Origin of the sequence: Collimonas pratensis (assembly GCF_001584185.1) — a bacterium.
GTDB classification, from domain to species: domain Bacteria; phylum Pseudomonadota; class Gammaproteobacteria; order Burkholderiales; family Burkholderiaceae_D; genus Collimonas; species Collimonas pratensis.
Window position 1 is genome coordinate 2,562,783 of sequence record NZ_CP013234.1, and the last position, 24,942, is coordinate 2,587,724.

Annotated in this window: 20 protein-coding genes; 8 read left to right on the forward strand and 12 right to left on the reverse strand. The window is 62.3% G+C overall.

Features of this window, described 5'->3' with window-relative positions; translation table 11 throughout:
- Positions 1-6 precede the first annotated feature (6 nt).
- Both CPter91_RS11670 and tauC read left to right on the forward strand, forming a co-directional pair.
- On the forward strand, positions 7-798 hold the full coding sequence (locus tag CPter91_RS11670; protein ID WP_061940366.1) for a taurine ABC transporter ATP-binding protein: 792 nt from the start codon (positions 7-9) through the stop codon (positions 796-798).
- Entirely contained in the window at positions 795-1,694 is a 900-nt protein-coding gene (gene tauC, locus CPter91_RS11675; RefSeq protein WP_205631676.1) for a taurine ABC transporter permease TauC, read from the forward strand. Before CPter91_RS11670 ends, tauC begins: the two co-directional genes overlap by 4 nt.
- 36 nt (positions 1,695-1,730) lie before the next feature.
- On the opposite strand, the gene CPter91_RS11680 is transcribed toward tauC, so the two are convergent.
- The gene (locus CPter91_RS11680) at positions 1,731-2,465 is read right to left on the reverse strand and encodes an SDR family oxidoreductase (protein WP_061940368.1); all 735 of its coding nucleotides are present in this window, start codon (positions 2,463-2,465) and stop codon (positions 1,731-1,733) included.
- A gap of 194 nt (positions 2,466-2,659) precedes the next feature.
- Between CPter91_RS11680 and CPter91_RS11685 the strand changes: the two genes are divergently transcribed.
- The gene (locus CPter91_RS11685) at positions 2,660-3,604 is read left to right on the forward strand and encodes an AraC family transcriptional regulator (RefSeq protein ID WP_061940370.1); all 945 of its coding nucleotides are present in this window, start codon (positions 2,660-2,662) and stop codon (positions 3,602-3,604) included.
- A 12-nt stretch (positions 3,605-3,616) separates the two neighbouring features.
- Here the strand turns inward: CPter91_RS11685 and CPter91_RS11690 are convergent, their stop codons facing one another.
- The 8 genes from CPter91_RS11690 to CPter91_RS11725 all read right to left on the reverse strand — a co-directional run bounded on the left by CPter91_RS11690 (position 3,617) and on the right by CPter91_RS11725 (position 10,648).
- Positions 3,617-4,801, reverse strand: coding sequence for a low temperature requirement protein A (locus CPter91_RS11690; protein WP_061940372.1), 1,185 nt, complete (start codon positions 4,799-4,801; stop codon positions 3,617-3,619).
- 97 nt (positions 4,802-4,898) lie between these two features.
- Positions 4,899-5,573: an acyl-homoserine-lactone synthase gene (locus CPter91_RS11695; protein ID WP_082792787.1), complete on the reverse strand. Its 675-nt coding sequence runs from the start codon at positions 5,571-5,573 to the stop codon at positions 4,899-4,901.
- 201 nt (positions 5,574-5,774) lie between these two features.
- Entirely contained in the window at positions 5,775-6,485 is a 711-nt protein-coding gene (locus CPter91_RS11700) for an autoinducer binding domain-containing protein (protein ID WP_061940374.1), read from the reverse strand.
- A 350-nt stretch (positions 6,486-6,835) separates the two neighbouring features.
- Positions 6,836-8,215 (reverse strand): ATP-dependent RNA helicase DbpA, encoded by a 1,380-nt coding sequence (gene dbpA, locus CPter91_RS11705; protein ID WP_061940376.1) that lies wholly within the window; start codon positions 8,213-8,215, stop codon positions 6,836-6,838.
- A 94-nt stretch (positions 8,216-8,309) separates the two neighbouring features.
- Entirely contained in the window at positions 8,310-8,696 is a 387-nt protein-coding gene (gene gloA2 / locus CPter91_RS11710) for an SMU1112c/YaeR family gloxylase I-like metalloprotein (RefSeq protein WP_061940378.1), read from the reverse strand.
- A gap of 54 nt (positions 8,697-8,750) precedes the next feature.
- Positions 8,751-9,281, reverse strand: coding sequence for a chromate transporter (locus CPter91_RS11715; RefSeq protein ID WP_061940380.1), 531 nt, complete (start codon positions 9,279-9,281; stop codon positions 8,751-8,753).
- Entirely contained in the window at positions 9,278-9,850 is a 573-nt protein-coding gene (locus CPter91_RS11720; protein ID WP_061940382.1) for a chromate transporter, read from the reverse strand. The genes CPter91_RS11715 and CPter91_RS11720 overlap by 4 nt, the downstream gene beginning before the upstream one ends.
- 18 nt (positions 9,851-9,868) lie before the next feature.
- The gene (locus CPter91_RS11725) at positions 9,869-10,648 is read right to left on the reverse strand and encodes a methyltransferase domain-containing protein (protein WP_061940386.1); all 780 of its coding nucleotides are present in this window, start codon (positions 10,646-10,648) and stop codon (positions 9,869-9,871) included.
- A gap of 182 nt (positions 10,649-10,830) precedes the next feature.
- On the opposite strand from CPter91_RS11725, the gene CPter91_RS11730 reads away from it, so the two are divergent.
- Together CPter91_RS11730 and CPter91_RS11735 are read left to right on the forward strand one after the other, a co-directional pair.
- Positions 10,831-11,721: a transcriptional regulator GcvA gene (locus CPter91_RS11730; protein ID WP_061940387.1), complete on the forward strand. Its 891-nt coding sequence runs from the start codon at positions 10,831-10,833 to the stop codon at positions 11,719-11,721.
- Positions 11,722-11,874: 153 nt separating this feature from the next.
- Positions 11,875-13,155, forward strand: a complete 1,281-nt coding sequence (locus tag CPter91_RS11735; protein ID WP_061940389.1) for a lipase family protein — start codon at positions 11,875-11,877, stop codon at positions 13,153-13,155.
- A 55-nt stretch (positions 13,156-13,210) separates the two neighbouring features.
- On the opposite strand, the gene CPter91_RS11740 is transcribed toward CPter91_RS11735, so the two are convergent.
- From CPter91_RS11740 to CPter91_RS11750, 3 genes are read right to left on the reverse strand one after another with little or no spacing between them, the layout of a single operon-like run.
- Positions 13,211-13,870 carry a hypothetical protein gene (locus tag CPter91_RS11740; protein ID WP_061940390.1) on the reverse strand — a complete coding sequence of 220 codons (660 nt, stop codon included), beginning with the start codon at positions 13,868-13,870 and terminating at the stop codon, positions 13,211-13,213.
- Complete coding sequence (locus CPter91_RS11745) at positions 13,867-14,832, reverse strand: MlaD family protein (protein ID WP_061940392.1); 966 nt, start codon at positions 14,830-14,832, stop codon at positions 13,867-13,869. The genes CPter91_RS11740 and CPter91_RS11745 overlap by 4 nt, the downstream gene beginning before the upstream one ends.
- A 9-nt stretch (positions 14,833-14,841) precedes the next feature.
- Positions 14,842-15,645 (reverse strand): MlaE family ABC transporter permease, encoded by an 804-nt coding sequence (locus CPter91_RS11750; protein ID WP_061940394.1) that lies wholly within the window; start codon positions 15,643-15,645, stop codon positions 14,842-14,844.
- Between the two features lie 254 nt (positions 15,646-15,899).
- On the opposite strand from CPter91_RS11750, the gene CPter91_RS11755 reads away from it, so the two are divergent.
- The 3 genes from CPter91_RS11755 to CPter91_RS11765 are packed head-to-tail and all read left to right on the forward strand — an operon-like array spanning position 15,900 to position 24,915.
- A complete protein-coding gene (locus tag CPter91_RS11755; protein ID WP_150119667.1) occupies positions 15,900-16,955 on the forward strand; it encodes a DUF7933 domain-containing protein in 1,056 nt (351 codons plus the stop codon).
- Positions 16,956-16,997: 42 nt separating this feature from the next.
- Positions 16,998-21,443 (forward strand): DUF7933 domain-containing protein, encoded by a 4,446-nt coding sequence (locus CPter91_RS11760; RefSeq protein ID WP_061940398.1) that lies wholly within the window; start codon positions 16,998-17,000, stop codon positions 21,441-21,443.
- Positions 21,433-24,915 carry a hypothetical protein gene (locus CPter91_RS11765; RefSeq protein WP_061940400.1) on the forward strand — a complete coding sequence of 1,161 codons (3,483 nt, stop codon included), beginning with the start codon at positions 21,433-21,435 and terminating at the stop codon, positions 24,913-24,915. Before CPter91_RS11760 ends, CPter91_RS11765 begins: the two co-directional genes overlap by 11 nt.
- Positions 24,916-24,942: the final 27 nt, after the last annotated feature.

Here is a 24,942-nt window from a genome sequence, read left to right on the forward strand (position 1 = left end):
AACGACATGATCCGTTTGCAAGCAGTCAGCGTGACTTATCCGTCGGCGGCGCGGCCAGTCTTGCGCGATCTTTCGCTGGATTTGCATGATGGCCGCTTTACCGTGGTGATCGGCGCCTCCGGCTGCGGCAAGACTACCTTGCTTAACTTGATTGCCGGTTTCCTGCAGCCGACTGCAGGCAGCGCCAGCATCGACGGCCTGCCGATCACCGGTCCCGGCGCCGAACGCGGCGTGGTGTTCCAAAGCGACGCCTTGCTGCCTTGGCAGAACGTGCAGGAAAACGTCGCCTTCGGCCTGCGCCTGGCTGGGCAATCGCCGCAGCAGCGCCAGGCCAAGGCGCGCGAATACCTTGCGCTCACCGGTTTGCAGGACTATGCCGACGCCGCCATCTGGGAATTGTCCGGCGGCATGCGCCAGCGCGTCAGCCTGGCGCGCGCGCTGGCGGTCGATCCGCGTTTCCTGCTGCTGGACGAGCCGCTGGGTGCGCTGGATGCCTTGACCCGCGAACAGATGCAAGAGCATTTGCTGCAGGTATGGAAAACCACCGGCAAAGGCATTTTCATGATTACCCATAGCGTCGAGGAAGCCCTGTTCCTGGCGACCGACCTGGTGCTGCTGCGGGCGCGCCCGGGACGGGTCGCCAGCGTGCGCCGGCTGCATTTCGGCGAGCGCTTCGCCGCCGGCGAATCGGCCCGCAGCATCAAGTCCGATCCGCGTTTTGTCAGCCTGCGCGAAGAAATCCTGGAGCAGCTGTTGCATCCGCAGGCAGATGACGTATCAGAGGAAGCCTATTCATGAGCGAGTTGTCCGTTACCCTGGCGCCGCTTGAGCTGCCGCACGATCCGGTGGCGCAAATGCTGGCGCCGTATCCGGCCGCCTGGCAAGCGGGTCGCCACAGTCCAGTGGCGGCCAGGCCGCGTACCGGGTTTGTCATCTCCGACCGCGCCATTACGTTGCTGACCGCGCTGGGCCTGCTCGCGCTCTGGTGGCTGGTCAGCGCGCTGGCGCTGGTGCCGCCGCTGTTCCTGCCGTCGCCGCTGGCAGTGCTGCAGAAATTCAAGGCGGTGGCGCTCGACGGTTTTGTCGATGCTACCTTGTGGCAGCACGCGGCAACCAGTGTCGCCCGCGTGTTTGCGGCATTGCTGCTGGCGATCGCCAGCGCGGTGCCGGTCGGCATCCTGATCGGGCTGAACCGGCGCGCCAGGGCAGTGTTCGATCCGCTCATCGAATTCTACCGGCCGATCCCGCCGCTGGCTTACCTGCCGCTGATCGTGATCTGGTTTGGCATCGGCGAACTGTCGAAAGTGCTGCTGATCTATCTGGCGATCTTTGCGCCGCTGGCGATCGCGACTTTGCATGGCGTGCGCCGGGTCGAGCAGAACCGCCTGCGGGCGGCGCAGACGCTGGGCGCTACGCGCTGGCAGCTGGTGCGTTATGTGATCCTGCCGTCGGCCGTGCCAGACATCCTGACCGGCGTCCGTATCGGCCTGGGCGTGGGCTGGTCGACTCTGGTGGCGGCAGAGTTGATCGCCGCTACCCGCGGGCTAGGCTTCATGATCCAGTCGGCGGCGCAGTTCCTGGTGACCGACGTCGTCATCATGGGCATCTTGGTGATCGCCCTGATTGCCTCGAGCTTCGAATATGGCTTGCGCTGGCTGCAACGCAAATACGTGCCTTGGGAAGGGCGCGCATAGACACGGGCCGGTTTTTGCCGGCCCTCGTTTCCATTCCTAGTGTGGACTGGCGGTAGGGCGCACCACGATTTCGCTGAGGTCGACGTCGGCCGGCTGTTCGATGGCGAATAGAACTGTGCGCGCCACCGCTTCGGCGGAAATCGCAATCTTGCGGTAGGTTTGCATGTTCAGCCTGGCGTCGGGGTCGCTGATGCTGTCGGCCAGTTCGGATTCGGTGACGCCGGGCGAGATCACGGTGACCCGGATATTGCTCACCTCTTGGCGCAAGCCGTCGGAAATCGCCCGTACCGCAAACTTGGTGGCGCTATATACCGCCGCAGTGGGCACTACCCGATGGCCACCGACCGAAGCCACGTTGATGATCTGGCCGCTGCCCTGAGCCTGCATCACCGGCAACGCCGCAGCGATGCCGTACAGTACGCCCTTGATGTTGACATCCACCATGCGCTCCCATTCATCCACCTTCAACTGCTCCAGCGTCGACAGCGGCATGACGCCGGCATTGTTGACGATGACGTCGACCCGGCCGAAGCGGCTTTTGGCGAGCGCCACGATATCCTCAAGCTGGCTGCGCTTGGTGACATCCAGGGCTTGATATTCTGCTACTCCGCCGGCCGTGCGGATCAATCCCGCCAAGGTTTCCAGGCGCTCGGTGCGGCGCGCACCCAGCACTACCCGGGCGCCATGCGCCGCCAGAATGCGGGCGGTGGCTTCGCCGATGCCGCTGCTGGCGCCGGTGATGATGACAACCTTATCTTTAATTCCAGACATGCGTTTCTCCTTGTGGTCCCGGACCGGAAGCGCCGGGCATGCCAGCACTGTAGGACGTGGCGAGCGGACGGAGATAGCAGGATCCACGCGACTTCTTGCACGATCCTCCAGATCTTGGCGCAGGCTGCGACATGCCCGAGGGAAAAATAGTAGACTCGGCCTAATCCTGTAAATGGCAGAAAATGAGGCAGAAAATGGCAGAATCAGAAGCAATCTCGGCAGAGCGCGCGGTGTCTTTGCAGCAAGCCGAACTGGCGCGCCTGATTGCGCAATACGCCGCCACCGACGGCGTGCACCAGACCGCGATCGCGCCGCTCAACGTGGTGCGCATGTCGCAACCCTCGGTGCCGACGCACTCCTTGCACAAGCCGGCCTTGTGCATCATCGCCCAGGGCCAGAAGCGGGCGATGCTGGTCGATGAAGTGTATGTCTACAACTCCGCCAGCTATCTGGTGGTATCGGTCGACCTGCCGGTATCGGGCCAGGTCACGCAAGCCTCGCCGGAGTTGCCGTACTTGTGCATGCGGCTGGATCTTGATCCGAAAGAAATCGGCGAGCTGATCATGGCCACCGAACGTCGCGCCAAGAAGAACGACTCGCCGGCGCGCGGCATGTTTGTCAGCAAAGCCACCACCAGTTTGCTGGATGCGGTATTGCGCCTGATGCAATTGTTGGCGGCGCCTCAGGATATCCCGGTGCTGGCGCCGCTGGCGATGCGCGAAATCCTGTACCGGCTGTTGCAGGAGGAGCAGGGCGGCATGCTGCAGCAGATTGCCATGTCCGATAGCCAGGCGCAGCATGTGGTCAAGGCCATCGAACTGATCAAGCGCGATTACCGGCTACCGCTGCGCATCGAGAATCTGGCGCGCGAGGCCAACATGAGCTCGTCCTCGCTGCACCACCATTTCAAGGCAGTGACGGCTATGACGCCCTTGCAGTACCAGAAACAGCTGCGGCTGCAAGAAGCGCGCCGCCTGCTGTTTACCGAGGTCGGCGATGCCGCTACTGCCGGTCATCTGGTCGGCTATGAAAGTCCGTCGCAGTTCAGCCGAGAGTACAACCGCATGTTTGGCGCCCCGCCGGCGCGCGACGCTGCGCGCTTGCGTAGCGTCGGGCAGGCTACGGTCAGCGCGGTGTAGCCCTCGGCCAGCTTATTCGGCGTGGCTGGCGGCATGCTGGCCGCGGCGCGACACGCTTTCCTGTATCGCGGCCGCGATCAGTATGACCGTGGTCAGGCCGGAAATCATCAGCTGGTCGGTGAGGTAGGCGAACGGAATCAGGACCGCCAGCAATCCTAGCCCGATCATGTGGGAAAACGGAAAGCGCCGATAGACTACCGTCTTGTAGATGCCGTTGCCCAGCAGGTAAACCATCGGACCGCCGATCAGTACGGCCAGCGATTTGGTGTCGATATGGCCTGCCGGATGGGCGATCGCCAGCTCGTTGCCGACCGCCGTAATGATCACGCCGGCGACGATGATCACATGGGTGTAATGGAAGTAGGCGCCGATGCGGCCCGGATCGTTGGAGTTGACGATGGCTTCGGTGCCGGCCTGGCTGCTGGTGTCGAAGTAGATCCACCACATCGCCAGGCTGCCGAGGAAGGCGACCAGGAAGGCAATCAGGATCGGCGTTTCCCAGCTGGCCATGTGGCCGATGGTGGCGCCGGTCACCAGGATCGATTCGCCTAGCGCCACGATGACGAATAACTGGCAGCGCTCGGCCATATGACCGCCTTCAATGGTCCATTCCTGTGTCTTTGAGCGGCCCATGCCGGGCAGCCACAGGCCGATCATCGGCGAAAAATATTCGCAGGCCACCGCCGCTATCCAGAACAGCAGCCGGTATTCGGCGCTGGACCAGCCGCCGGCAATCCACAGCGCACCCGAGATGCACAGCCAGCCCAGCATGCGCTGGAAATTTTTGCTGAGAGCGTGGCTGGATCCCAAGTGAAATACCACGAACAGTGTGCGGCCGATCTGCATGACGGCATAGCACACCGCAAAAATCATCCCGCGCTCGCCAAAGGCGTCCGGCAGCACCGCTGACATGACCAGACCCACCAGCATGACGGCAAACAGCATCAGGCGGATCGGCAAGGTGTCGGGATCGAACCAGTTGGTCACCCAGCAGGTATATTGCCACACCAGCCAGACTGCAAACCACAGCACCAGCGTTTGCAGGGCGCCTAGCGGCGTGAGGTTTTCGAGCAGGTGATGGGAGAGCTGGGTGACGGCAAAGACATACACCAGATCAAAGAACAGTTCGACCGACAGCACCTTGGCCTCATGGCCGTCGCGCGCCCGCAGCAAGTTGGCTTTACCCCAGATACTCATCGCTATTTCCCTTTATTGCCAGGCGCCGGCGCCAGCTTTCGTCATGCACAATAAAGGATGCTTCCGCCATGTGTCAATTGCCGCGGAGCGCTGCGGATCAAGCCTCGCTCAGCGCCGATTGTGCACTGCGCGTGCTGTGCCAGTGCACCGGCTCCGGCGCGCGTGCACTTGGCTGGCTGTGCAGGAAAGGTTGTTCGCCGGCCAGGATGGGCGGGCTTTTCTGTACTTCGATCAGGCAGGCGAACAGGGCGTGGCCGTCCACCTTCATCGGCGGCGCCAGGCGCTGGATGATAAAGCCGCCGCGGCGCAGCCAGCGTTCCATCCCAATCGGCGAAACCGTGACCAGGCGCTTGGCGCCGAGCCGGGCAGCGCAGGCAATCGAAGCCTGCAGCAGTTTGACGGCGATCGATGACGAGACCTGGTCCAGCGCAGTGTCGCTCTTCTTGTTGAAATCCATGGCGGCAAACCGCGACAGCTCCCAGATTTCAGGATGGCATGGCGGCGCGGCGCCTTTCAACAGCTGCGGAAACACTTCGCTCAGCAGGTATGGCTGGCGGGTCGGCAGCAGGCGGCCGCAGCCGATGACTGCGCCGTCCTCGTCCTGGGCGACGACGTAAATGGTGCCGGCATGATCAAACTGATCCAGCTCGATACCTTCTTCGGTATCCAGCTCCCAGCCCAGGGTTTCGACGAAGACCTTGTGACGGTAGCTGCATACTTTCGCAAAAAGCTCATCTGACAGTTCGCTGGCGGCCCCGGAAATGACTTTCATCGCTGACTTCCTTCACGAAAATATATATTTATTAATTTTGAGATGCCGGAGGGGCTCGGCGTAACTGTAAAGGTTTACAGTTGCGCGAATCGGCAATTGCGAGGCAGGTACGCGCCGCTTTGCCTGTGCGTGCTGGCCCGGCAGACGAAAAAAATCCGGCCGGGGCCGGATTGGGTCAGGACGCAGTTGCCGCGCCCGCGGCTACAAGATGCCGAGCATGGCCGCCTTGATCGCCGCCGCGGTTTTATTGGTCGCATTGAGCTTCTTCAAGGTGTTCGAGATATGAAAATTGACCGTGCGGTCGGAAATATTCATGATCTCGCTGACCTCGCCCGAGGTCTTGCCGTCTGCTGTCCAGCGCAGCACCTCGATTTCGCGGGCGGTGAGCTGGCTGGCCGCTTCCGGCATGTGCTTCTCGACCAGCAGCAGCGACAGCCCTTCGTGCGCAACATCCACCAGCCAGGACAGCTGGTGCGAGATTTCGCGCAACTCCTTCTGCGACACATGGTCGTCCGAACGCGACAAGTTGAGCAGGCCGCAGATTCCCCTGGCGTCATGGCGGGATTGCGCCCATCCTGCGTGCAGGCCATGCGAGCGGGCGTCCTCCCAGAACGGCCGGTTGCTGGCGAGGTTCTGGTCAGACCAGATCATCGGCAGGGAAGAATTCCTGCCGTGGCTGACGGTGGGATCGATCCTCTCATAGCGTTCCTGGTTGTAGCGCTGCTGCCAGCCCGGCGAATAGTTGTTGAGGCTAATCACCTTGGGTTGGGCCACAGGCCACGGCAGACGCATATCGTATGCGCAGTAGTCGAAACCAAGCCGCTTGACGATTTCCGATAGTGAGTTAAATAGAATGGGCGCGGTTTTCGCGCTCAGCAGTGACTGCATTTGTTGCTCTTGCCAATCAACCATACCTGCACTCCCGTAAAAAATGTGTGTTTTTCATGGAAGGAAAGTCTTTTCTCATGCTGTGGCGCCGGCAGCAGTCCTGATCGATATAGATGGCTGTTTATATCGGTTACCGGACTGGATAACGGCGCTGCAACATCACTTCAGCTAGCATTTGGATGCCTTTTTTGGCGTCAGTTGCGGTACGCGGGCCTCGGATTTCCGCGTCCGCAAAAAAGTTTCCATTAGGAAATTTAACATATTTTTATTGTCATGGACATAGGCGAGCGACCGAGTAGACATTCAAATAATATTGTTGATATGTCCACGCAGGCCCGGAATCAGCCGTACCGCCGCTCTGCCGTTGCTTGCAATCAGATGAAACGCATCTTGAAATTCTTGCCTTTGATATTGCCGTTGCTTAGCTTGCCGAATGCCTGCTTGGCGATGCGGCGGTCCAGCGCGACATAGGTGATGAATTCAAAGACGCTGATCTTGCCGACCTGTTCCTTGCTCAGGCCGACGTCGCCGGTCAGGGCACCCAGCAGATCGCCCGGGCGCAGCTTGTCTTTCTTGCCGCCCATGATGCACAAGGTCAGCATCGGCGCGGTCAGCGGCTCGCCATAGGCCGGTTCCAGCTCGGCCAGGTCGAACCAGGCGACTGGTCCCTGCTGGTAGTCCTCGATCAGCTTGACCCATTTCTTTTCGTTCTGCGCACATAAGCTCAGCGCCAGTCCGCGATCCTGGCCGCGGCCGGTACGGCCGATGCGATGGATATGGACTTCGGTATCTTTCGAGACGTCGACGTTGATGACTGCGCCGAGGGTCTGGATATCCAGGCCGCGGGCAGCGACGTCGGTCGCTACCAGTACCGAGCAGCTTTGGTTGGCGAAGCGCACCAGGATCTCGTCGCGCTCGCGCTGTTCCAGTTCGCCATACAGCGCCAGCGCACTGAAACCCTGTGCGCGCAGTTCGTCGGCCAGCTCGCGGCAATGGATCTTGGTGTTGCAGAAGGCGATGGTCGAGACCGGCTTGTAATGGTTCAGCAATTGCGCCACGGCGGCGTTGCGGCCTTCGTAACTGACTTCGTAGAAACGCTGTTCGATGCGTCCTTCGTCATGCTGGGCTTCGACCTTGACTTCCGCCGGGTCGCGCAGGAACTCGGCGCTGGCCTTGCGGATATCGTCCGGATAGGTGGCGGAAAACAGCAGAGTCTGGCGGCGTGCCGGGCAGGCGCTGACGATGCCGGAGATTTCTTCGTAGAAGCCCATGTCGACCATGCGGTCGGCTTCGTCCAGCACCAGCGTCTGCACGGTGCCGAGATTGATGCTGCCGCGGCCGATGTGGTCGCGGATGCGGCCCGGGGTGCCGACGATGATGTGTGCGCCGTGCTCCAGCGAACCGATCTGCGGTCCCATCGGCGTGCCGCCGCACAAGGTCAGGATCTTGACGTTGTCGGCGAAGCGCGCCAGCCGCCGCAGTTCTTTCGCCACCTGGTCCGCCAGTTCGCGCGTCGGGCACAGCACCAGCGCCTGGATCGCAAAATAGCTGGGATTGAGCTTGTGCAGGATGCCGATGCCGAAGGCGGCGGTCTTGCCGCTGCCGGTCTTGGCCTGGGCGATCAGGTCGCGCCGCTCCAGGATCACCGGCAGGCTCTGCGCCTGGATCGTGGTCATCTCGTGGTAGCCCAGGCTATCGAGGTTGCTGAGTAGCGCCGGCGCCAGCGGGAGATTGGAGAATGAGGTGGTTTTCATGGAGGTCGACTGCTTAATCGGCTGCTTAAAAGGGAGGCAAGTCTAACAGGTGGGCCGGCATAGGGCCAGCGCCGCAGCGCTGCTTGTTAAAAAACTACTGTTCGTACAGCTCCAGCGGCAGGCCATCGGGATCGGCAAAAAACGTGAAGCGCTTGCCGGTGAATTCGTCGATACGGATGGCTTCCACGGCGATCTCGTTGGCGCGCAACTCCTGTGCGGCGGCGGCGACATCCGGCACCCGGAACGCCAAGTGGCGCAAGCCGCAGGCTTCCGGCCGGCTGGGCCGCGCCGGCGGCGCAGGAAAGGAAAACAGCTCAAGCTGGACGCCGTCCGCCGTGCGTAGGTCGAGCTTATAGGAGTCGCGCTCGGCGCGGTAGGTTTCGGCGACGATCTCGAGGCCCAGCAGCTCGGTGTAAAACTGCTTGGAGCGCTGGTAGTCAGAGGCGATGATGGCGACGTGATGGATGCCGGAAATGTGCATGTGGGTTCAAGGAATAGTGAGCGCAGGTGGTGTAACTATACCTTGAGACATGGATCAATATTGGCCGATTCCGCTCAGGCCCAGCAAGGCGCCCGCCGCCAGCACCCATAGCGGATGGATCTTGCTCCTGAAGGTGATCAGCGCGCAGCCGCCGGCGATCGCAGCCAGGCCCCAGGTGTGGGCCGAGGCTTCGGTGATCAGCGAGGCGCTGGCCGCCACCAGGCCGACTGTCATCGGCACCAGCCCAGCCTGGACGATGCCGCGCCAGGGCTTGTCCTTGAAGCGCTGCCACAGGTGCAGCACGATGGCGGTCAGAATCGACGAAGGGCCGAACTTGGCCAGTGTCGTCACCAGCACGCCGGGCCAGCCGGCCACATGCCAGCCGACCAGCGTCACCACCATCATGTTCGGTCCTGGCGCGGCCTGCGCCAGGGCAAACATGGCGCTGAAGTCCTGGGCCGACATCCAGTGGTGGATATCGACCACCTGCCTTTGCATTTCCGGCAGGATGGTGTTGCCGCCGCCGAACGCCAGCAGCGACAGCTGGCTGAAGATCGCTGCGAGGGAAATCAAGGTGGCGCTCATGACGGCAGCTTCCAGGTCAGCAGCACGCTAAGCGGCGCCAGCACCAGCATGGTCGGCAGCAAGGGCAGGCGCAGCAGCGCAATGGCAAGGAAAAACAGGCTGGCGATCATCAGCGGCACCGGTTTCTTCAGCAATGGCAGCAGCATCTTCAGGGCCATCGAGATCAGCAGGCCGGAAGCTGCTGCCGCCAGGCCGGAAAACAGATGCTGGATCTGGGCGTCGTGCTGGAAGTGCTGGTAGACCACGCCGAGGCCGATCACGATCGCCGAAGGCGCCGCGATCAGGCCCAGCAGCGAGGCCAGGGCGCCCGCCAGGCCGCGGAACTGCATGCCGATCGCCACCGCCAGGTTGATGATGTTGCCGCCCGGGAGGAACTGGCAGAGGCCGAGCATTTCAGTGAACTGTTCGGGATCCAGCCAGCGCCGCTGCTCCACAATCATGCGCCGCGCCAGCGGCAGCACGCCGCCAAAGCCAATCAGGCCGAGCGAGAGAAAGCCGATGAACAATTCGCGCGTGGTGGGGGTTGCGCCGAGCGCGTCTTTGTCGCTAAGGATTGTTTCTGTAGTCATCTTGGTTGTCAGGGACGGTTATACATTGGCAACGATAAACAGCCGCTTGAACGGCAGCAGCGTGACGCCGTTGTCGCGTTGCGGATAGGCGCTGCGCATCGCGGCTGCATACGCGCTGCGGAAAGCCTCCCGCTGCGGTTCCGGCAAGGCGTCCAGGTAAGGCCGCAAGCTGGTGCCGGCGGCCCAGTTGGCGACCGCATCGGCGCCGCTGAGGGTGTGCAGGTAGGTGGTTTCCCAGATATCCAGCGTGGTGCAGTACGGACGCAGCAGGTCGTAATAGCGTTCGGCGCTGAGGATGCCGGGTTGCGGCTGCAGTTTGCTCATGTAGGGCGCAAATGCCGGCGAGCCGGCCAGCTCCGCCTGCACCTGGCGCAGCGGCGCGTCCTGCATGGCCGGCACCTGCACGGCCAGCCAGCCGCCCGGCCGCAGGAAAGACAGCAGGCGCGGCATCAGGGTGGGGTGGTCGGGCAGCCATTGCAGCGTCGCGTTGGAGTAGATGACGTCAAGCAGGCCGTCAGCCTGCCACTGGCCGAGGTCGGCGCGCTGGAAGCGGCATTCCGGCACCGCTGCCGTAGCGGCCTCCAGCATGTTGGCGGAACTGTCGATGCCCAGTACGTCGGCGCCCGGCCAGCGTGCTTTCAGCAGTGCCGAGACATTGCCGGTGCCGCAGCCGAGATCGACTACTTGCCGCGGTTCCTGTTCCGGGACATAGGCCAGCAGATCGAGAGCAGGGCGCAGCCGCTCATTGCCGAACAGCATATATTGTTTCGCATCCCAGATATCGTTGGCGTTTTTCATGTTTTCTCCTAGGATTTATCACAAGCTTGGGAGCCGGGGGCGATTCAGCCCGGTCTCGGGCAGAATCGATATTTATCTCTGTTGTGGCAGTAAATATTGAGTCGATAGACGCATGTTACAGAAAACCAGTGCTTCTACAAATCGACTTTTTTGCCACTTTGTTGTGAGTTATAATCACAAGCATGTCCCGTCAACTCCCGCCTTTGCAAGCGCTGCGTGCGTTTGAAGCCGCCGCCCGCTTTGAAAATCTCTCGGCTGCCGCTGAAGAGCTGCATGTGACGCATGGCGCCGTCAGCCGCCAGGTGGCCGCGCTCGAAGCCTGGCTGGGCATGCAGGTATTCCACCGCATCGGCAAGCGCGTGCAACTGACCGACGACGGCCGCCGTTATCTCCTTACGGTGCAGGCGGCCTTCGATAATATCGCGGCGGCCACCAAGCTGCTGCGCGAATCCGGCACGGTGCGCGTGCTGCACATCAACTCCTTGACGACGTTTGCGATGCGCTGGCTGCTGCCGCGGCTGAGCGGTTTCCAGCGCCTGTATCCGGGGGTGGAACTGAAATTATCCACTTCCACCTCGCAGCGGCCGCTGGGCGAGGCGGGCGAACGCTTCGATGTCGCGATCCGGCGCGGTCCCGGCCACTGGCCGAACTGCGAATACGGAGAATTCCTGCAAGAGAGCGAGCTGCCGGTGTGCAGCCCGGCCCTGCTGGCGCGGGCGCCGATCCACAGCGTCGAGGATCTCGCCGCGCATATGCTGCTGCACTCGGATACGCGTCCGGACGCCTGGCCGAACTGGCTGGCAAGCGCCGGCGTGGCGCCGGCCCTGTACAAGAAAAAACAATCCTTCGATCATTTTTACCTGGCTTTGCAAGCCGCCATCGACGGTCTCGGCGTGGCGCTCGGGCCGCTGCCGCTGATTACCGACGAGCTGGCCAGCGGCCGCCTGGTGACGCCGCTGGCCGAACCGGTGATCCGCACCAGGAGCTACTGGTGGATCGTGGCACGGCAGCAGGCTGAATCGCCGCTGATCAAGCACTTCTGCGATTGGCTGCAGCAGGAGGCGCAGCGCTGAGTAGGGCAATCGCTTGAAGGAATCGCGATTGGAGGTAGGGTGGGCACACCGTGCCCACGCGGGAATTCGCTCTACGTACATGCCCATTAGTGATGCATAATGACAACGGCCGTTCTGGACTCAGATTAATAATAAATCAATGAGGAGACACCCATGCGCGTTACCAGACTCACGCTGTCATCGACCTTCCTTGCCGCTGCCTTGCTCAGCTCCCTGCTAGCCGCCTGCGGCGGCGGCAACGGCGACGCACTGACGCCCCAATCGAAGACCTTCACCGCCGACGGCGGCGTCTCTTCCTTCTACCAGTGGAACGGAAGCATCCCGACAACCCCAGGCGTACTGCTGCAGCAGGAAGCCCTGCCTGCGGCGCAGGTGCTGCCCAATGCGGCGCAAGGCATCCGCATTCTCTACAGCTCCACCGACGGCGACGATGGCAAGACCGCCATCTATGTCTCCGGCGACCTGCAACTGCCGAAAGGAACGCCGCCTGCCGGCGGCTGGCCGGTGATCGCCTGGGCCCATGGCACTGTCGGCGTGGCGGATATCTGTGCGCCGTCGTGGACTGTGCGTGATCCACGCGATGTCGATTACCTGAATGCCTGGCTGGCGCAAGGCTACGCGGTGGTGTCTTCCGATTACCAGGGACTGGGCACACCCGGTTTGCATCCGTATCTGCACTCCCGTGCGGAAGCTTATAGTGTGCTGGACGGTATCCGTGCCGCCATCAAGAACTTCCCGCAACTGTCCAGTTCGGTGGTCATCGTTGGCCAGTCGCAGGGTGCGCAAGGCGCCATCGCCACCGCTGGCTATGGACCAAGCTATGCGCCGGAGCTGAAGCTGCTGGGGACGGTCGCCACCGGCGTGCCGTATCAGCTGCAAAGCGTGCTGGCCTACCTGAATGCGCTGACGGCGCAGGTGCCGACCACTGGCTTCACGTCGGTGCTGGGGACGCTCGAATCCTACGCTTGGCTGGGTTATGCGACGGCGGAAAGAGTCATTCCGAATTTCCTGCTGTCCGATCACCTGACCGCCAAGGGCAAGGCGTTTTATTCAGTGGTGGCGAGCCAGTGCCTAGGGCCGATCGAGGATTACATCAATCAGAACAAGCTGGTGACCTCGGATGTGTTCAGCGCGGATGTCACCGACTGGGCGACCCAGGTACTGCAGTATTCGAATTATCCGACGGTCAAGTTTGCCGGCCCGGTGTTTGTCGGCACCGGCACGCTGGATACGGATATCCCGACAGTAGTCCAATACCTGTTCGCCAAGGATGCCTGCGCTGCCGGCAGCACTATCGAGCAGCACTACTATGCCGGCCAGACTCACGACAGCACGGTGCTGGTGTCGCTGGCGGATTCCAAACCGTTCGTGCAGAAACTGTTCGCCGGCCAGCCGATCGCCTCGAACTGTGCAGCGCTGACGCCGCCGCCCTGAGCTTGCTGGGGATCGGGTAGTCTGGGTTACACGGTGCGCACCCAGGCTGCCGACGTCAGTTGTTTGGAGGAGGTAAAGGTTTGGCCACCAAGTCCATGCGCCGTTGCAGCCGCGCCTGCGCCTCGCTATCGCCGGCGGCCTTGGCGCGCTGCGACTGTATGCCTAGCCAGGCCAGCAAGGGCCGGCGCCAGCCTTGGGCTGAAGCAGTTTCGGTGGCCGTCGTTATATCGGCCGGTGTCAGCCGCCCGCTTTTCAGCAATGCACCGGCGGCCACCAGCCGCGACAGCGGATCCTGGATCTCGCCCAGCCGGCCGCTGCTGACGACATCCCGCTGCTGGGCTGGCAGCAAGCTGCTATCCAGTCCCTGCCATTGCCCGTTCAGATAAGCAGAATAGCTGCGCTCAGCCGCATCGGCATCCGCCGCCAGCGGCTGGAAGCCGGCGCAATTGTCAAACTCCAGGCTGGCGACACGGGTGGCGCAGCGCATCAGCTCGGCGCGCGCCACCAGGTCGGGACGGCCAGTGCTGGCAACGGCATCGCGGGCGCGCGCAAATTCGACGTCGGCGACGCGGGTGTCTCCACTCAGGTAGGCCGCAGAAAAACTCTGCAGGGAACTATAGGCATTGCCTTGCCAGTCGGGTTGCGGCGGCTTGCTGCCGCAAGCGGCCAGCGCCACGGTCAGCAGGCCGAGCAGGTAGCGGGATGCATTTGTCATGGCAGTTTGAGCTCCGTATCGCGGGCGAAAGGCCATTTGCGGTTGATTTCATCCACCAGCTGCGTCACTTTGCGCAAGCTGGCGTCGACTTCTGCGCGCAAGGCGCCGAGGTCATTGCTGGCGATGCGGGCATTGCTGCCGACCGCCTGCGCTTCCGCCAGTACTGCATCAACCTTCTTGAGGCTGGCGCGGGCGTCGCTCAACATGCCGTTGAGCTGGATAATCGCTGCTTGCGCATCGTCCATCACGCCGGCTTTGCCGCCTGGCTGGCCGAATACACGCTGGTCGGCCTTGGCCAGCAGGGCGTTGACGCGATCCAGGGTAGCGACGATTTTCTTGGCGTTTTCATCGCCACCCAGTGCGCCGCCCAGGACGCCGTACTGGCCGTTCAGGCGGCCGGTCAGGGTCTGCACGTTGGCCAGGCTGGTGTTCAGGCTGGAATCGGCGGCGGTGATGGTTTGCAGGTTTTCCAGAAGCTCGCGGGCGGTGGCCACCAGCCGTGGAATTTCGGCGGCAGTATCGCCGCGCAGCACGGTACGCTCGGAGTCCGGCGGCAGCAGCGGATCGTCCAGCACGCCGGTGAAGGCGCGGATCCGGGTGTCGCCGACCAGGCCGCGTTCCAGCGTGAAGACGCTGGAAGTACGCAGCCAGTTGGCGTCTTTGCGCGGGACGTCGATCAGGATGCGGGCCTTGCCGTCTGCGCCCAGGTCGATGCGTTGTACGCGGCCTATAGGGAAGCCGGAGAAGGTCAGGTCCATGCCTACCAGCACGCCCTCGGAATCATCCGAAATCAGCACCAGGCGCTGGGTGCTCTCGAATACGCCGCGCGCATACATCACGTACAGGACAAAGCCGCAGACCAGGGCGCCCATCAGGATCAGCAGCAGCAACGCCTTGAGTTCGACGTGGGCCGGCTGTGGCGGCGAAGGAATTGGCGCAGGAGATTCGGGGACAGGTGTCATGGTTGTCGATCAAATGTATTTCACTGCCAGCGCCCCGACTTCAATCAGGACCAGCACAAACAGCAGGCGCGTTGCGCCCGGCTGCAAAGTAGAAGAAAGATTAATATTGCGGCGCGCACCTTCCAGGATCGCGGCCACCGGGATCACCGCCACAGCCATGCCGAACAGCAGGGTTTTCAGCGCGAAACCGGCGGTGACCACCGGATCGAAGACGCGGCCGACGGTGCGGGTGTAGTCAAGCAAGCCCCATGGCGTCAGGCCGTACACATTGACATACGCCAGCAGCAGCACGATCAGGCCGCTGACCGTGGCCAGGGTCGCTACCGAAAAGGCGCTGGCGATCACGCGCGGCACAAGGTCCAGCTGCAGCTGCGCGATGTCGAATTTTGCCGAATCTTGCGCAGCCATCGCAGTAGTCAGCGGCGAGCCCGCGGTATTGAACGCCGGCCCAGCGCGCAATGCCACGAACAGTGCGGCAGACAACGGAATCAGTTCCAGCACCAGCACCCGCACCACCATTTCAAGCGCATAGCGCGACAACCCATAGCTGAGGGCGGTGATGATCACAATGCGGATCAGCACCAGGCTCAGCAACGTCGACAGCAAGGTGAACCAGGGCAGGATTTGCCAGGTGCTGGTGTAGATGTAGCGGTAGGTAGTGCGACGGTTGGCGCGATGGTAGGTGGATGGCGAAAAACCCATCACCAGCGCGATGCCGGCCAGGTGCAGCATGGACCACCAACTGTTTATCGCGCGCATGGCGGTGACGGCCCATTGCTCGGGTTTCAGGTAGCGGGATGAAGTTGGATGCATGGTTCAATGATAACGCAGCAGGTCTGGCAACGGGTCGCGAGATTGGCGGGCACGTGAATAGGCTCGTGCTAAATCTCCGGTGATTGCTCGAAAGAATGTAACCGCCGCTTGTGTGCCGATTTTTCATTTTTGCAACGGCGAATGTTAATTATTGTTGCATCACGTAAATAAACTAAATAAAATTGCCCAGGGGAAAGTTGATGTATCCATAAGAGCCGCCTCATGCGGACCAGATAAAACGATCGAGGACAACAATGATTGCACTGCAAGGCAGGCATGACTCTTTTTTCGTTGCAATTCTACTCTCGGTCAGCAGTCTTTTATGGAGTAGCGCGGCATCCGCCCAGGCTAGCGGTGTCAATAAATCGTTCAATCCGGTGCAAGTGCAGGATCGTGCACCATTCAACATCAGCCACTTGAGCCTTGTGATTGCCAATCAGACTCCTGGCAAAACGCTCACCAATTTCAATCTGACTGACAACTTGCCGAGTGGCGTGACGGTGGCGGCCAATCCGAATATTGTCAATGCCTGCGGCGGCACGCTTGCTGCTACGCCCGGCGCCAACCTGGTGACCGTGAGCGGCGGTTCGGCCCAGTTCGGTGATATCTGTACTTTCCAGGTGGACGTGGTGTCGACCGTGGCCGGCATCTATACCAACACCATCCCGGCCGGCGGCCCGCTGGCCGATGGCGAGATCATTCCGCAAGCTGCCAGCGCCTCGCTCACGGTGATCCGGCGCGACACGGCGCAGCCGCAAGTCAGCGCCAAGACGTTTGCGCCCAACAATATCGTCTCCGGCCAGACCTCGCTGATGACGATCACGCTGAACAACACGAATATCCTGCCGCTCACCAATACCAACCTGAACGATAGCTTCCCAGCCGGCATGACGATCGCCAATGCCGGCGCCAGCACCACCTGCAACGGCAGCTTGAGCGCAGCGCCGGGCGATAGCCAATTCTCCCTGAGCGGCGCCACCATTCCGGCCAGCGGCACCTGTACCGTGACCATGCAAGTGGTCGGCAACTCCACCGCAGCCGGCACCATCAACCTGCCGAACACTATCAAGGCTGGCGACCTGACCTCGCTCAACGGCCAAACCACGCCGCCGCTGGCAAATACCGGCGCCACCACCGGCACGCTGGCGGTGTCGCCGTTGCCGACCGACCGCTTGACCAAATCCTTCTCCCTGGTCAATGCGTTTGTCGGCCAGGCATTTTCCATGACATGGACGATCTTCAACGACACCGCCGCAGCCTGGACTGGCCTCGGTGTCAGCGATGCGCTGCCTGGAAACATGACGGTGTAGGCCACTGCGCCCGGCTTTTCCACTACCTGCAGCGGCGGCACGGTGAGTTCGCCCGCCAGCAATACTGTGCGGCTGGCCAACGCCACGCTGGCCGCCGGCCAGAGCTGCACGGTGACCGCCAAAGTGATCGTGCCCGCCGCCGCCAACGGCCAGCCGTTTACCAACACGATTCCGGCCAATTCGATGGCGGCAAACGGCGCGCCGCTCGTGCACAACGCCGCCAGCGCCACGGTCATCCTGCAAAATCCCGGCGCCGGCCAGGTGCCGACCCTGATCAGCGTCGCTAAAAATTATGTACAGCTGGTGACGGAAGCCGCGCTGACCCAGGCTGCGCCGCTGCCGGCAGGGCATCCTCCTGGCACGGTGACCGGCGGCCTGATCGACATGACGATACAGCTCAACAAGATCGTCCCCAGCGGCGGCGTCGATATGGACCTGAAGCCTTTGTTCTTCGCTGACGACTGGTCGGCAACAGCGCCGAACCTGCGTGTTTTCTCGCTGCAGAGCAACTCCTGCGGCGGCACGGTGACCGCTGCCGCCGGCGCGCAGACCATGACGCTCAACAATGGCCTGATAGCGCAGGGCGGGGCCAGCAACTGCGTCATCAAAGTGCGCCTGAAAGCCGATAACAATTTCATTCCGCCGGCGCAAGGTACGCCGCAGAGCAATACCGTGGTCGCTTGTACCGGCACGGGACCATGCACGGCCGGCAGCCAGACCTCTACCGCGAATGCGCTGGTGGTCGGTACGCCGCCGCTGTTTCCGAGCAAGTCTTTCAATCCCACCTCGCTGCCGCTGAATGGCGTGACCAAGGCCAGCATCACAATCCAGAATCCGGCCGCCAGCACGCGTTTCAATGTGCAGGCGGTGGACACCCTGCCGGGCGGCCTGATGTTCAGCACGCCGCTGAACGCCGCGACGTCGTGCAGCAACAATACCGGCGGTACGCCCAGCTTCCTGACCAGCGGCAAGACCCTCACGTTCAAGGTCACGCAGCTGAACGGCTTTAACAATTCGACCACGGCGCCGCAATGCACGATCACTTTCGACGTGGTGGCCGATACCTCCAGCCCGCTGGCGGTCGCCGGCGCCACGGCGACCAACACTACCCCGGCCAATGCCGTGACGGCCACTGACGCCGGCGGCAATGCCGATGCCAGCGCCACCAACGTGCGGCCGGTCGACGCCAACCTGACGTTCAGGGCGAACGTGCTGCCGCCTCAGGTTTCCAAGGGATTCAATCCGATCGTGGTGTTCCAGGAAAACGGCAACGGCAAGATCGACAGCAATATCCAGGGCACCGGCGTCGGTGAGCTGTCGACCCTGACCTTGCAAGTGATTAATCCAAACTCCAGCAGTACCGGCAATTTTAGCGGCCTGAGTTTGAACGATGCCTTGCCGGCCGGGGTGGCAGTGGCGCCGGCGCCGAATATCACCAGGCTGAACTGCGGTTCTCCGACTATCGCCGCGGCGGCCGGCGGACAAACCATCAGCATCAGCAACGCCACCGTTTCCTTCGGCAACAGCTGCGTGGTGACTGTCGACGTGATCGGCTCCGCCAAGGGCAACCAGATCAACACGATTCCCGCCAATGCGATCCAAACCACGCAAGGGGTCAGCAATGCCCAGGCCGCCAGCGCCACACTGACGGTGCTGGGGATCACGCCGATCTCGGTGCTGAACAAGGATGTCACGAAAACCGGCAGCGCGACCTCCCTGCAAGGGCAGCCGGTTGCTGCCGGCGACAACCTGACGTATAGCATCAAACTTTCCAACCCGGGTTACCTGCCGCTGGTGCTGGCGACCGATGTGCAACAGGTGACCGATGCATTGCCGTCCGGCGTCACCTTTGTTTCCACGGCCGGCAGCGATGTGCCTGGCGTCCTCAGCGGCAACAAGGTGATCTGGGACCTGACCACCTCAGGCCGTACCTTGAAACGTTCCGAATTCATTACCTTGCTGTTGAACGTCAAGGTCAACACCCCGGCGACGGAAAGCCTGGTGAACGTCGCCCTTACTCCAACCACGTCCAGCTGCAGTCCGTCCAATAGCGTGGCGTGCAACTTCAGTCCGCCGAACGCTACCTGCCATATGCCAGTGGACCCGCTCAAGGAAACCCCGGCCGAGCTGATCGATCCTAACGTCTGTAATCCGGTGGTCAATCCGATCGCTAGCGCCAGCCTGAAGATTACCAAGACGCACAGCGGCAACTTTACCGTCGGCGGCAGCGGCAGTTACAACCTGGCCATCAGCAACGACGGCCTGGCGCCCAGCACCGGGGTAATCCACATCAGCGACCTGCTGCCGGCCGGCATCAGCCTGCAAGCCAATTCGATCAGCAGCGGCAACGGCGCTGTCAGCAATATTGTCGTCAGCGGTCAGCTGCTGACTTTCGACTTTGCACCGGCGGCGCCGATTCCCTCTACCGGCAACGTCAACCTCACTTACGCGGTGAATATCGCGGCAGGCGCCGCAGGTTCGCTCACCAACTACGTCAGCATGAACGGCGGCGACAGTTTCCCCAGCCGTTTGCCGCCGGGAGCAGGCTGCAACGACAATATGCATTGCAGCAGCGACACTACGGTCATTACCGATGCGCCCGCGCTCAAGCTGGTCAAGAGCCATACAGGTAATATCGTGGCCGGCGCCAACGGCAATTACGTACTGACTGTCAGTAATAACGGCGATGTCGCCACCAGTGGCGCGATTCACCTGAGCGACCTGCTGCCGGCCGGTTTCAGCCTGCTGCCCAATTCCATCGCCAGCGCCGGCGGCAGCATCAGCAATATCGTCAGCAACGGCCAGAACGTGAGTTTTGACCTGACGCCGGCCGTGCCGATTGCCGCCAAAGCTTCGCTGGTCGTCAACTATGGCGTCAGCGTCGCCGCCACTGCCGGCGGCGGCCTGACCAACTATGCCAGCGTCTCTGGCGGCGGCGATCCGACCGCGCCGCAGACACCGGGGGCGGCTTGCAGCGACGCTAACCGTTGCAGTAACGATGTCGCCGCGATTGCCGCGCCGGCATCCTCCTTGAAGCTGGTCAAGAGCCACGTCGGCAGTTTTTCCGCCGGCGCCAGCGGTACCTACACCGTCACCATCAGCAACCAGAAGGGCGGCCCCAGCAGTGGCGCCATCCATGTGCAGGATCTGCTGCCGGCCGGCATGAGCCTGGCGTCGGGTTCGGTCGCCAGCGCGAACGGCAGCATCAGCAACCTCACCACTAGCGGCCAGAACGTGGCGTTCGATTTCACCCCGGCGACGCCGCTGGCAGTCGGCGCCAGCGTCAGCCTGACTTACAACGTCAACGTCGCGGCCACCGCCAACGGCACGCTGACCAACTACGCCAGCGTCTCCGGCGGCGGCGATCCGTTCCTGCCGCAGGCGCCGGGCACCGGCTGCAGCGACGGCGATCACTGCAGCAACGACGCCACCAGTATCATCAGCGCGACCGTGCTGGTGGTGGTGGAAACCGTCAACAAGAAAGAAGCCGAACTGGGTGACCTGGTGACCTACACCATCAATGTCACCAATACCGGCGACGCCGCGGTGAGCAAGCCGAACATCGTGGTTGACCTGCCGCACGGCTTCCGCGCGGTCGACAACAGCACCCACGTCAGCGGCGCGACGCTGGTCAAGCAGGATGGCGGCCCAGGGCCGGTGCTGACTACGGTGGTGGATCTCATCAATCCGCGCAGCAGCATTACCATTACCGTGCGCGTGCGGCTGGGGGTAGGGGCGATGAACGGCGACGGCGTCAGCCGCGCCACTGCGACCTGCCCGGGCAGCAGCAAGACCAGTTGCGCCAACCAGGCCCAGGTCAAGGTGCGCGTCACCGGCGGCGTCTTCACCAACGACGCTTGCGTGGTCGGCATGATCTTTGTCGACTGCAACGGCAACCAGATCAAGGACAAGGAAGAGCTCGGCATTCCCGGCGTGCGCCTGTATGTGGAAGATGGCACTTTCCTGATCAGCGATGTGGAAGGGAAATACAGTTTCTGCGGGCTGTCGCCGCGCACCCATGTGCTGAAGGTGGACCAGACCACGCTGCCGCGCGGCAGCCGGCTGGTGGTCAGCAGCAACCGTAACGTCGGCGACGCCAACAGCCTGTTCCTCGATCTCAAGAACGGCGAGCTGCAACGTGCCGATTTCATTGAAGGCTCATGCTCCAATCCGGTCATGGAACAGGTCAAGGCGCGCCGCAGCCAGGGTGAAATCGATGCGCCGCAGACCGAGAAAAAGCGCGGTGCGGTCCTCAAGTTCGAAGGCAGGGCCCCTGACTATCCGCAGCAAGGAACCGACAGCGCCAACCAGATCGTCGTCAAGCCGCGCGCCAGCGGCATCGGCGATCCGCCGCCGGTGCCGGACACCCGCAGCGAACGCGACACACCTTTGCCGCAGCTGGAGATGCAGCAACAATCGCAACAACTGCAACAACTGCAACAACTGCAACAACAGCAGAGCAGCCAGGGAGGCCATCATGGGCAATAAGCAGCTTATTGCCGGCCAACGCCGGGCAGCCCGGCGCATCCGCCATACCCGGGTAAGCGTGCTGGCCTTGACGCTGATGAATGCGTTGCCGGTCTGGGCCCAGGATGCGGATGGCGCGCGCAAGGATTTCGGCCCGCCTGCAAGCCAGTTCAATACGGACAGCAAGTTCTACCAGAACGGCCTGAACCTGCCGGCCTTAAACGGCGGCAATAGCAATCTGACTAGCGGACCGCAGGTGTATCCTGACCAAGTCGAAGGGGCGAACTACGGCGCCAACCGCAAGGTCGGCCTGATCCGGGTCGAAGTCGACCAGGACAGCTTGCCGGCCGACGGCCAGACCCCTGCGCACCTGAGCATCAGCGTGCTGGACTACAAGGGGCAGCCGGTCAAGGGCGAGACCACCATTACCGTGGAAGCATCCGGCGGCCGCATCCAGTTGCCTGGCGCCAGTACCGACGAATTCGGCCCGGGCCGCACCGACCGCGACCGCATCACCCCCGGCACTCAGGTCAAGGTAGTGGATGGCAAGGCCGAAGTGTTGCTGCTGGCGCCATACCAGCCGCAGGACGTTACCGTGCGCATCACCGCCGGCCGCGCCCAGGCACAAGGCGTGATCAGCTTTGTGCCGGAACTGCGCGAAATGCTGGGGGTTGGCCTGATCGAGGGGATTATCCACTTCGACAGCAAATCGCCGCTGCAACTCTCCGGCGCCCAGCGCGGCGACGGTTTTGAACAGGAAATCGACAGCTGGGCCCGCAGCAGCGGCGACGGCAAGCGCTACGGCGCCTTGCGCACGGCCTTTTTCCTGAAAGGGAAAATCAAGGGCGATACGCTGCTGACCATGTCCTACGATTCCGACAAGGACACCAGCGCCAGGCTGTTCCGGGATATCCGGCCGGATGCCTATTATCCGGTGTACGGCGACGCCTCGATCAGGGGCTTCGACGCGCAATCGGTATCCAAGCTGTATGTCCGCATCGATAAAGATAAATCCTATCTGCTGTACGGCGATTTCAACACCGGCGACGGCTTCAGCCAGCAGACCGGCGGCGGCAGCGTCGCCAATCTGCGCAAGCGCGACCTCGGCAATTACAGCCGCAGCATCAACGGCGCCCGCGGCCACTATGATAAGGACGGCATCCTGGTCAACGCCTTTGTCACCAAGGACACGCTGGTGCAGCTGGTGCAGGAGTTCGCAGCGCAGGGCACATCGGGACCGTTCACGGTGGCCAAGGCAAACGCCGTGGTGGGCTCGGAAAAGGTCGAAATCGTCACGCGCGACCGCTATCAGCCGGCGGTGATCCTGACGGTCCAACCTTTGCAACGCTATGCTGACTATACTTTCGAACCGTTTTCCGGACGCATCCTGCTGAACCAGCCAGTGCCGTCGGTGGACGCCAACGGCAATCCGAATTCCTTGCGCATCACGTATGAAGTCGATGCCGGCGGCGAGACCTTCTGGGTGTATGGCCTGGATGGCCAGTTCAAGCTGGGCAAAATGCTGGAAGTCGGCGGCAGCTACGTCAAGGACAAGAATCCCTACACCCCGTATACCCTGATGAGCGGTAACGCTACCGTCAAGCTGGGTGAAAACACCGCTATCGTGGCGGAGTATGCGCGCAGCAAAAGCGTGCTTGGCAGTGATGTCGGCTCCAGCCTGCTGGGCAATCCATTCAGCTTGCAGCCGGCGCCCGGCGCAGCTGCCGGCGGCTTGCTGCAAGACGTTACCGGCAACGCCTGGCGGGTCGAAGCCTTGCATCAGAGCGATGACCTGCAGGCGCGCGCCTACTTCGGCCGCAGCGACCCGTATTTCAACAATCCGGCGGCGTCGCTGGCGCAAGGACGGGAAGAGGGCGCGCTCAAGGTCACCAAGAAGATCGACGAACGCTGGAGCGTCTATGCCGAAGGCACGCACAGCAAGGACCGCGTGGCCGCGGCCCAGCGCGATGCCGGCGCCGCCGGCGTCAGCTACGCCGTGACGCCCAAGCTGGATGTCGATCTCGGCCTGACCCATACGCGCGAAGATGCCGGCAGCTATGTCAACACGCCGCTCGGCTTCGGCAGCGGCTTGCTGGTCAGTCCGCAATCGACTTTCGGTTCCGGCTACGGCGTGCTCAATCCGCAGACCGGCTACGGCCTCAACGGCGGCAATTTCGGCCTGGCCGGCGTCAGCTACCAAAGCACAGGCTTGCGCCTGCGCGGCACTTACAAGATGACGGAGAAGGTCGACCTGACGGGCGAATACGAAAACGGCATCGCCGGCAACAACTATCATCGCGCCGCGCTTGGCACGGCTTATCATTTTTCGGAGTCGGGGCGCCTGTATGCGAAATACGAATGGCTGACCGGGCTATCCTCGCCGCAGGCCACCGATGGCCTCTATAACAGCAACGCCTTTGTCTTCGGTATCGATAACGAATACATGAAGAACCAAAGCGTGTTTTCGGAGTACCGCATGCGCGATGCGATCGACGGCAACCAGCTGCAATGGGCCAACGGCTTGCGCAATGCCTGGAATGTCAGCGATACGCTCAAGCTCACCACTTCGGCCGAATACCTGAACGCCATGCGCGGCCAGACTCAGAGCGCCTATGCTTTGACCGGCGGCGTCGAATGGCGGCCGAGCGAGCTGTGGCTGCTGGGCGGCAGGCTGGAGTGGCGGCGCACGCAAGACTTGACCTATACCATGGTCAATACCGCCAACACACAAGTGCCGCCGACTACCTCTTTCCTGGCCGGCAACGACACCTATCTGTCGACCCTGACGGCGGCGCGCAAGATCAACCGCGACTGGACTTTCCTCGGCCGCAATTATTTTCTCTATACCGACAACCGCGGCCATACCGGAAACCTGTGGGAAAACCGGCTGCAGACCGGCATCGCCTTCCGCGACACCGACACCAACCGCCTGAATGTGCTGGCGCGCTACGAATACTGGCTGCAGCGCGACAAGAGCGGCCTCAACCAGTACGTGCCGCCCAGCACCAACGACGGCCTTGGCGACATCGGCGGCAGCGACGAGAACGCCAGTCAGGGTATCGACAAGCACATCATTTCGATGCATGCCGACTACCACCCAAGCCGGCCATGGTGGCTGGACGGCCGCGCTGCGGCGGAATGGCGGCGCGACTATTTCGATGGCACCAACAGCACTTACCAGGCTTATCTGCTGAGCGGCCGCATCACCTACGACATTTCCAAGCGCTGGGATGTCAGCGCCATGAGCTCGGTGCTGTACAGCCCGCAAGGGAGCAGCAAGCAGTATGCGCAGGGCTTCGAGGCGGGCTATCAGTTGCAGGACAACCTGTGGCTGTCGGCCGGCTTCAACTGGCGCGGTTTCAGCGCCAGCGACCTGACCGGATCGGACTACACCAACCGCGGCATTTACCTGCGGGTGCGCTTCAAGTTTGACGAAGACCTGTTCGGCAGCAAGAACAGCTCGGTCAACCCGGCGCTGGCGCGCGATAAATGATGTTGCGGCCTGCCGCTCCGGACCAGA

What these genes read in the sequence shown, in the direction of transcription:
- CPter91_RS11730 (WP_061940387.1), top strand. Translation starts at nt 10,831, where the DNA reads ATGTCCCGTCAACTCCCGCCTTTGCAAGCGCTGCGTGCGTTTGAAGCC.
- CPter91_RS11745 (WP_061940392.1), bottom strand. Translation starts at nt 14,832, where the DNA reads ATGACACCTGTCCCCGAATCTCCTGCGCCAATTCCTTCGCCGCCACAG.
- dbpA (WP_061940376.1), bottom strand. Translation starts at nt 8,215, where the DNA reads ATGAAAACCACCTCATTCTCCAATCTCCCGCTGGCGCCGGCGCTACTC.
- CPter91_RS11740 (WP_061940390.1), bottom strand. Translation starts at nt 13,870, where the DNA reads ATGACAAATGCATCCCGCTACCTGCTCGGCCTGCTGACCGTGGCGCTG.
- CPter91_RS11685 (WP_061940370.1), top strand. Translation starts at nt 2,660, where the DNA reads ATGGCAGAATCAGAAGCAATCTCGGCAGAGCGCGCGGTGTCTTTGCAG.
- CPter91_RS11750 (WP_061940394.1), bottom strand. Translation starts at nt 15,645, where the DNA reads ATGCATCCAACTTCATCCCGCTACCTGAAACCCGAGCAATGGGCCGTC.
- CPter91_RS11695 (WP_082792787.1), bottom strand. Translation starts at nt 5,573, where the DNA reads ATGAAAGTCATTTCCGGGGCCGCCAGCGAACTGTCAGATGAGCTTTTT.
- CPter91_RS11690 (WP_061940372.1), bottom strand. Translation starts at nt 4,801, where the DNA reads ATGAGTATCTGGGGTAAAGCCAACTTGCTGCGGGCGCGCGACGGCCAT.
- CPter91_RS11715 (WP_061940380.1), bottom strand. Translation starts at nt 9,281, where the DNA reads ATGAGCGCCACCTTGATTTCCCTCGCAGCGATCTTCAGCCAGCTGTCG.
- CPter91_RS11735 (WP_061940389.1), top strand. Translation starts at nt 11,875, where the DNA reads ATGCGCGTTACCAGACTCACGCTGTCATCGACCTTCCTTGCCGCTGCC.
- CPter91_RS11755 (WP_150119667.1), top strand. Translation starts at nt 15,900, where the DNA reads ATGATTGCACTGCAAGGCAGGCATGACTCTTTTTTCGTTGCAATTCTA.
- CPter91_RS11765 (WP_061940400.1), top strand. Translation starts at nt 21,433, where the DNA reads ATGGGCAATAAGCAGCTTATTGCCGGCCAACGCCGGGCAGCCCGGCGC.
- CPter91_RS11670 (WP_061940366.1), top strand. Translation starts at nt 7, where the DNA reads ATGATCCGTTTGCAAGCAGTCAGCGTGACTTATCCGTCGGCGGCGCGG.
- CPter91_RS11725 (WP_061940386.1), bottom strand. Translation starts at nt 10,648, where the DNA reads ATGAAAAACGCCAACGATATCTGGGATGCGAAACAATATATGCTGTTC.
- CPter91_RS11700 (WP_061940374.1), bottom strand. Translation starts at nt 6,485, where the DNA reads ATGGTTGATTGGCAAGAGCAACAAATGCAGTCACTGCTGAGCGCGAAA.
- CPter91_RS11680 (WP_061940368.1), bottom strand. Translation starts at nt 2,465, where the DNA reads ATGTCTGGAATTAAAGATAAGGTTGTCATCATCACCGGCGCCAGCAGC.
- gloA2 (WP_061940378.1), bottom strand. Translation starts at nt 8,696, where the DNA reads ATGCACATTTCCGGCATCCATCACGTCGCCATCATCGCCTCTGACTAC.
- CPter91_RS11720 (WP_061940382.1), bottom strand. Translation starts at nt 9,850, where the DNA reads ATGACTACAGAAACAATCCTTAGCGACAAAGACGCGCTCGGCGCAACC.
- tauC (WP_205631676.1), top strand. Translation starts at nt 795, where the DNA reads ATGAGCGAGTTGTCCGTTACCCTGGCGCCGCTTGAGCTGCCGCACGAT.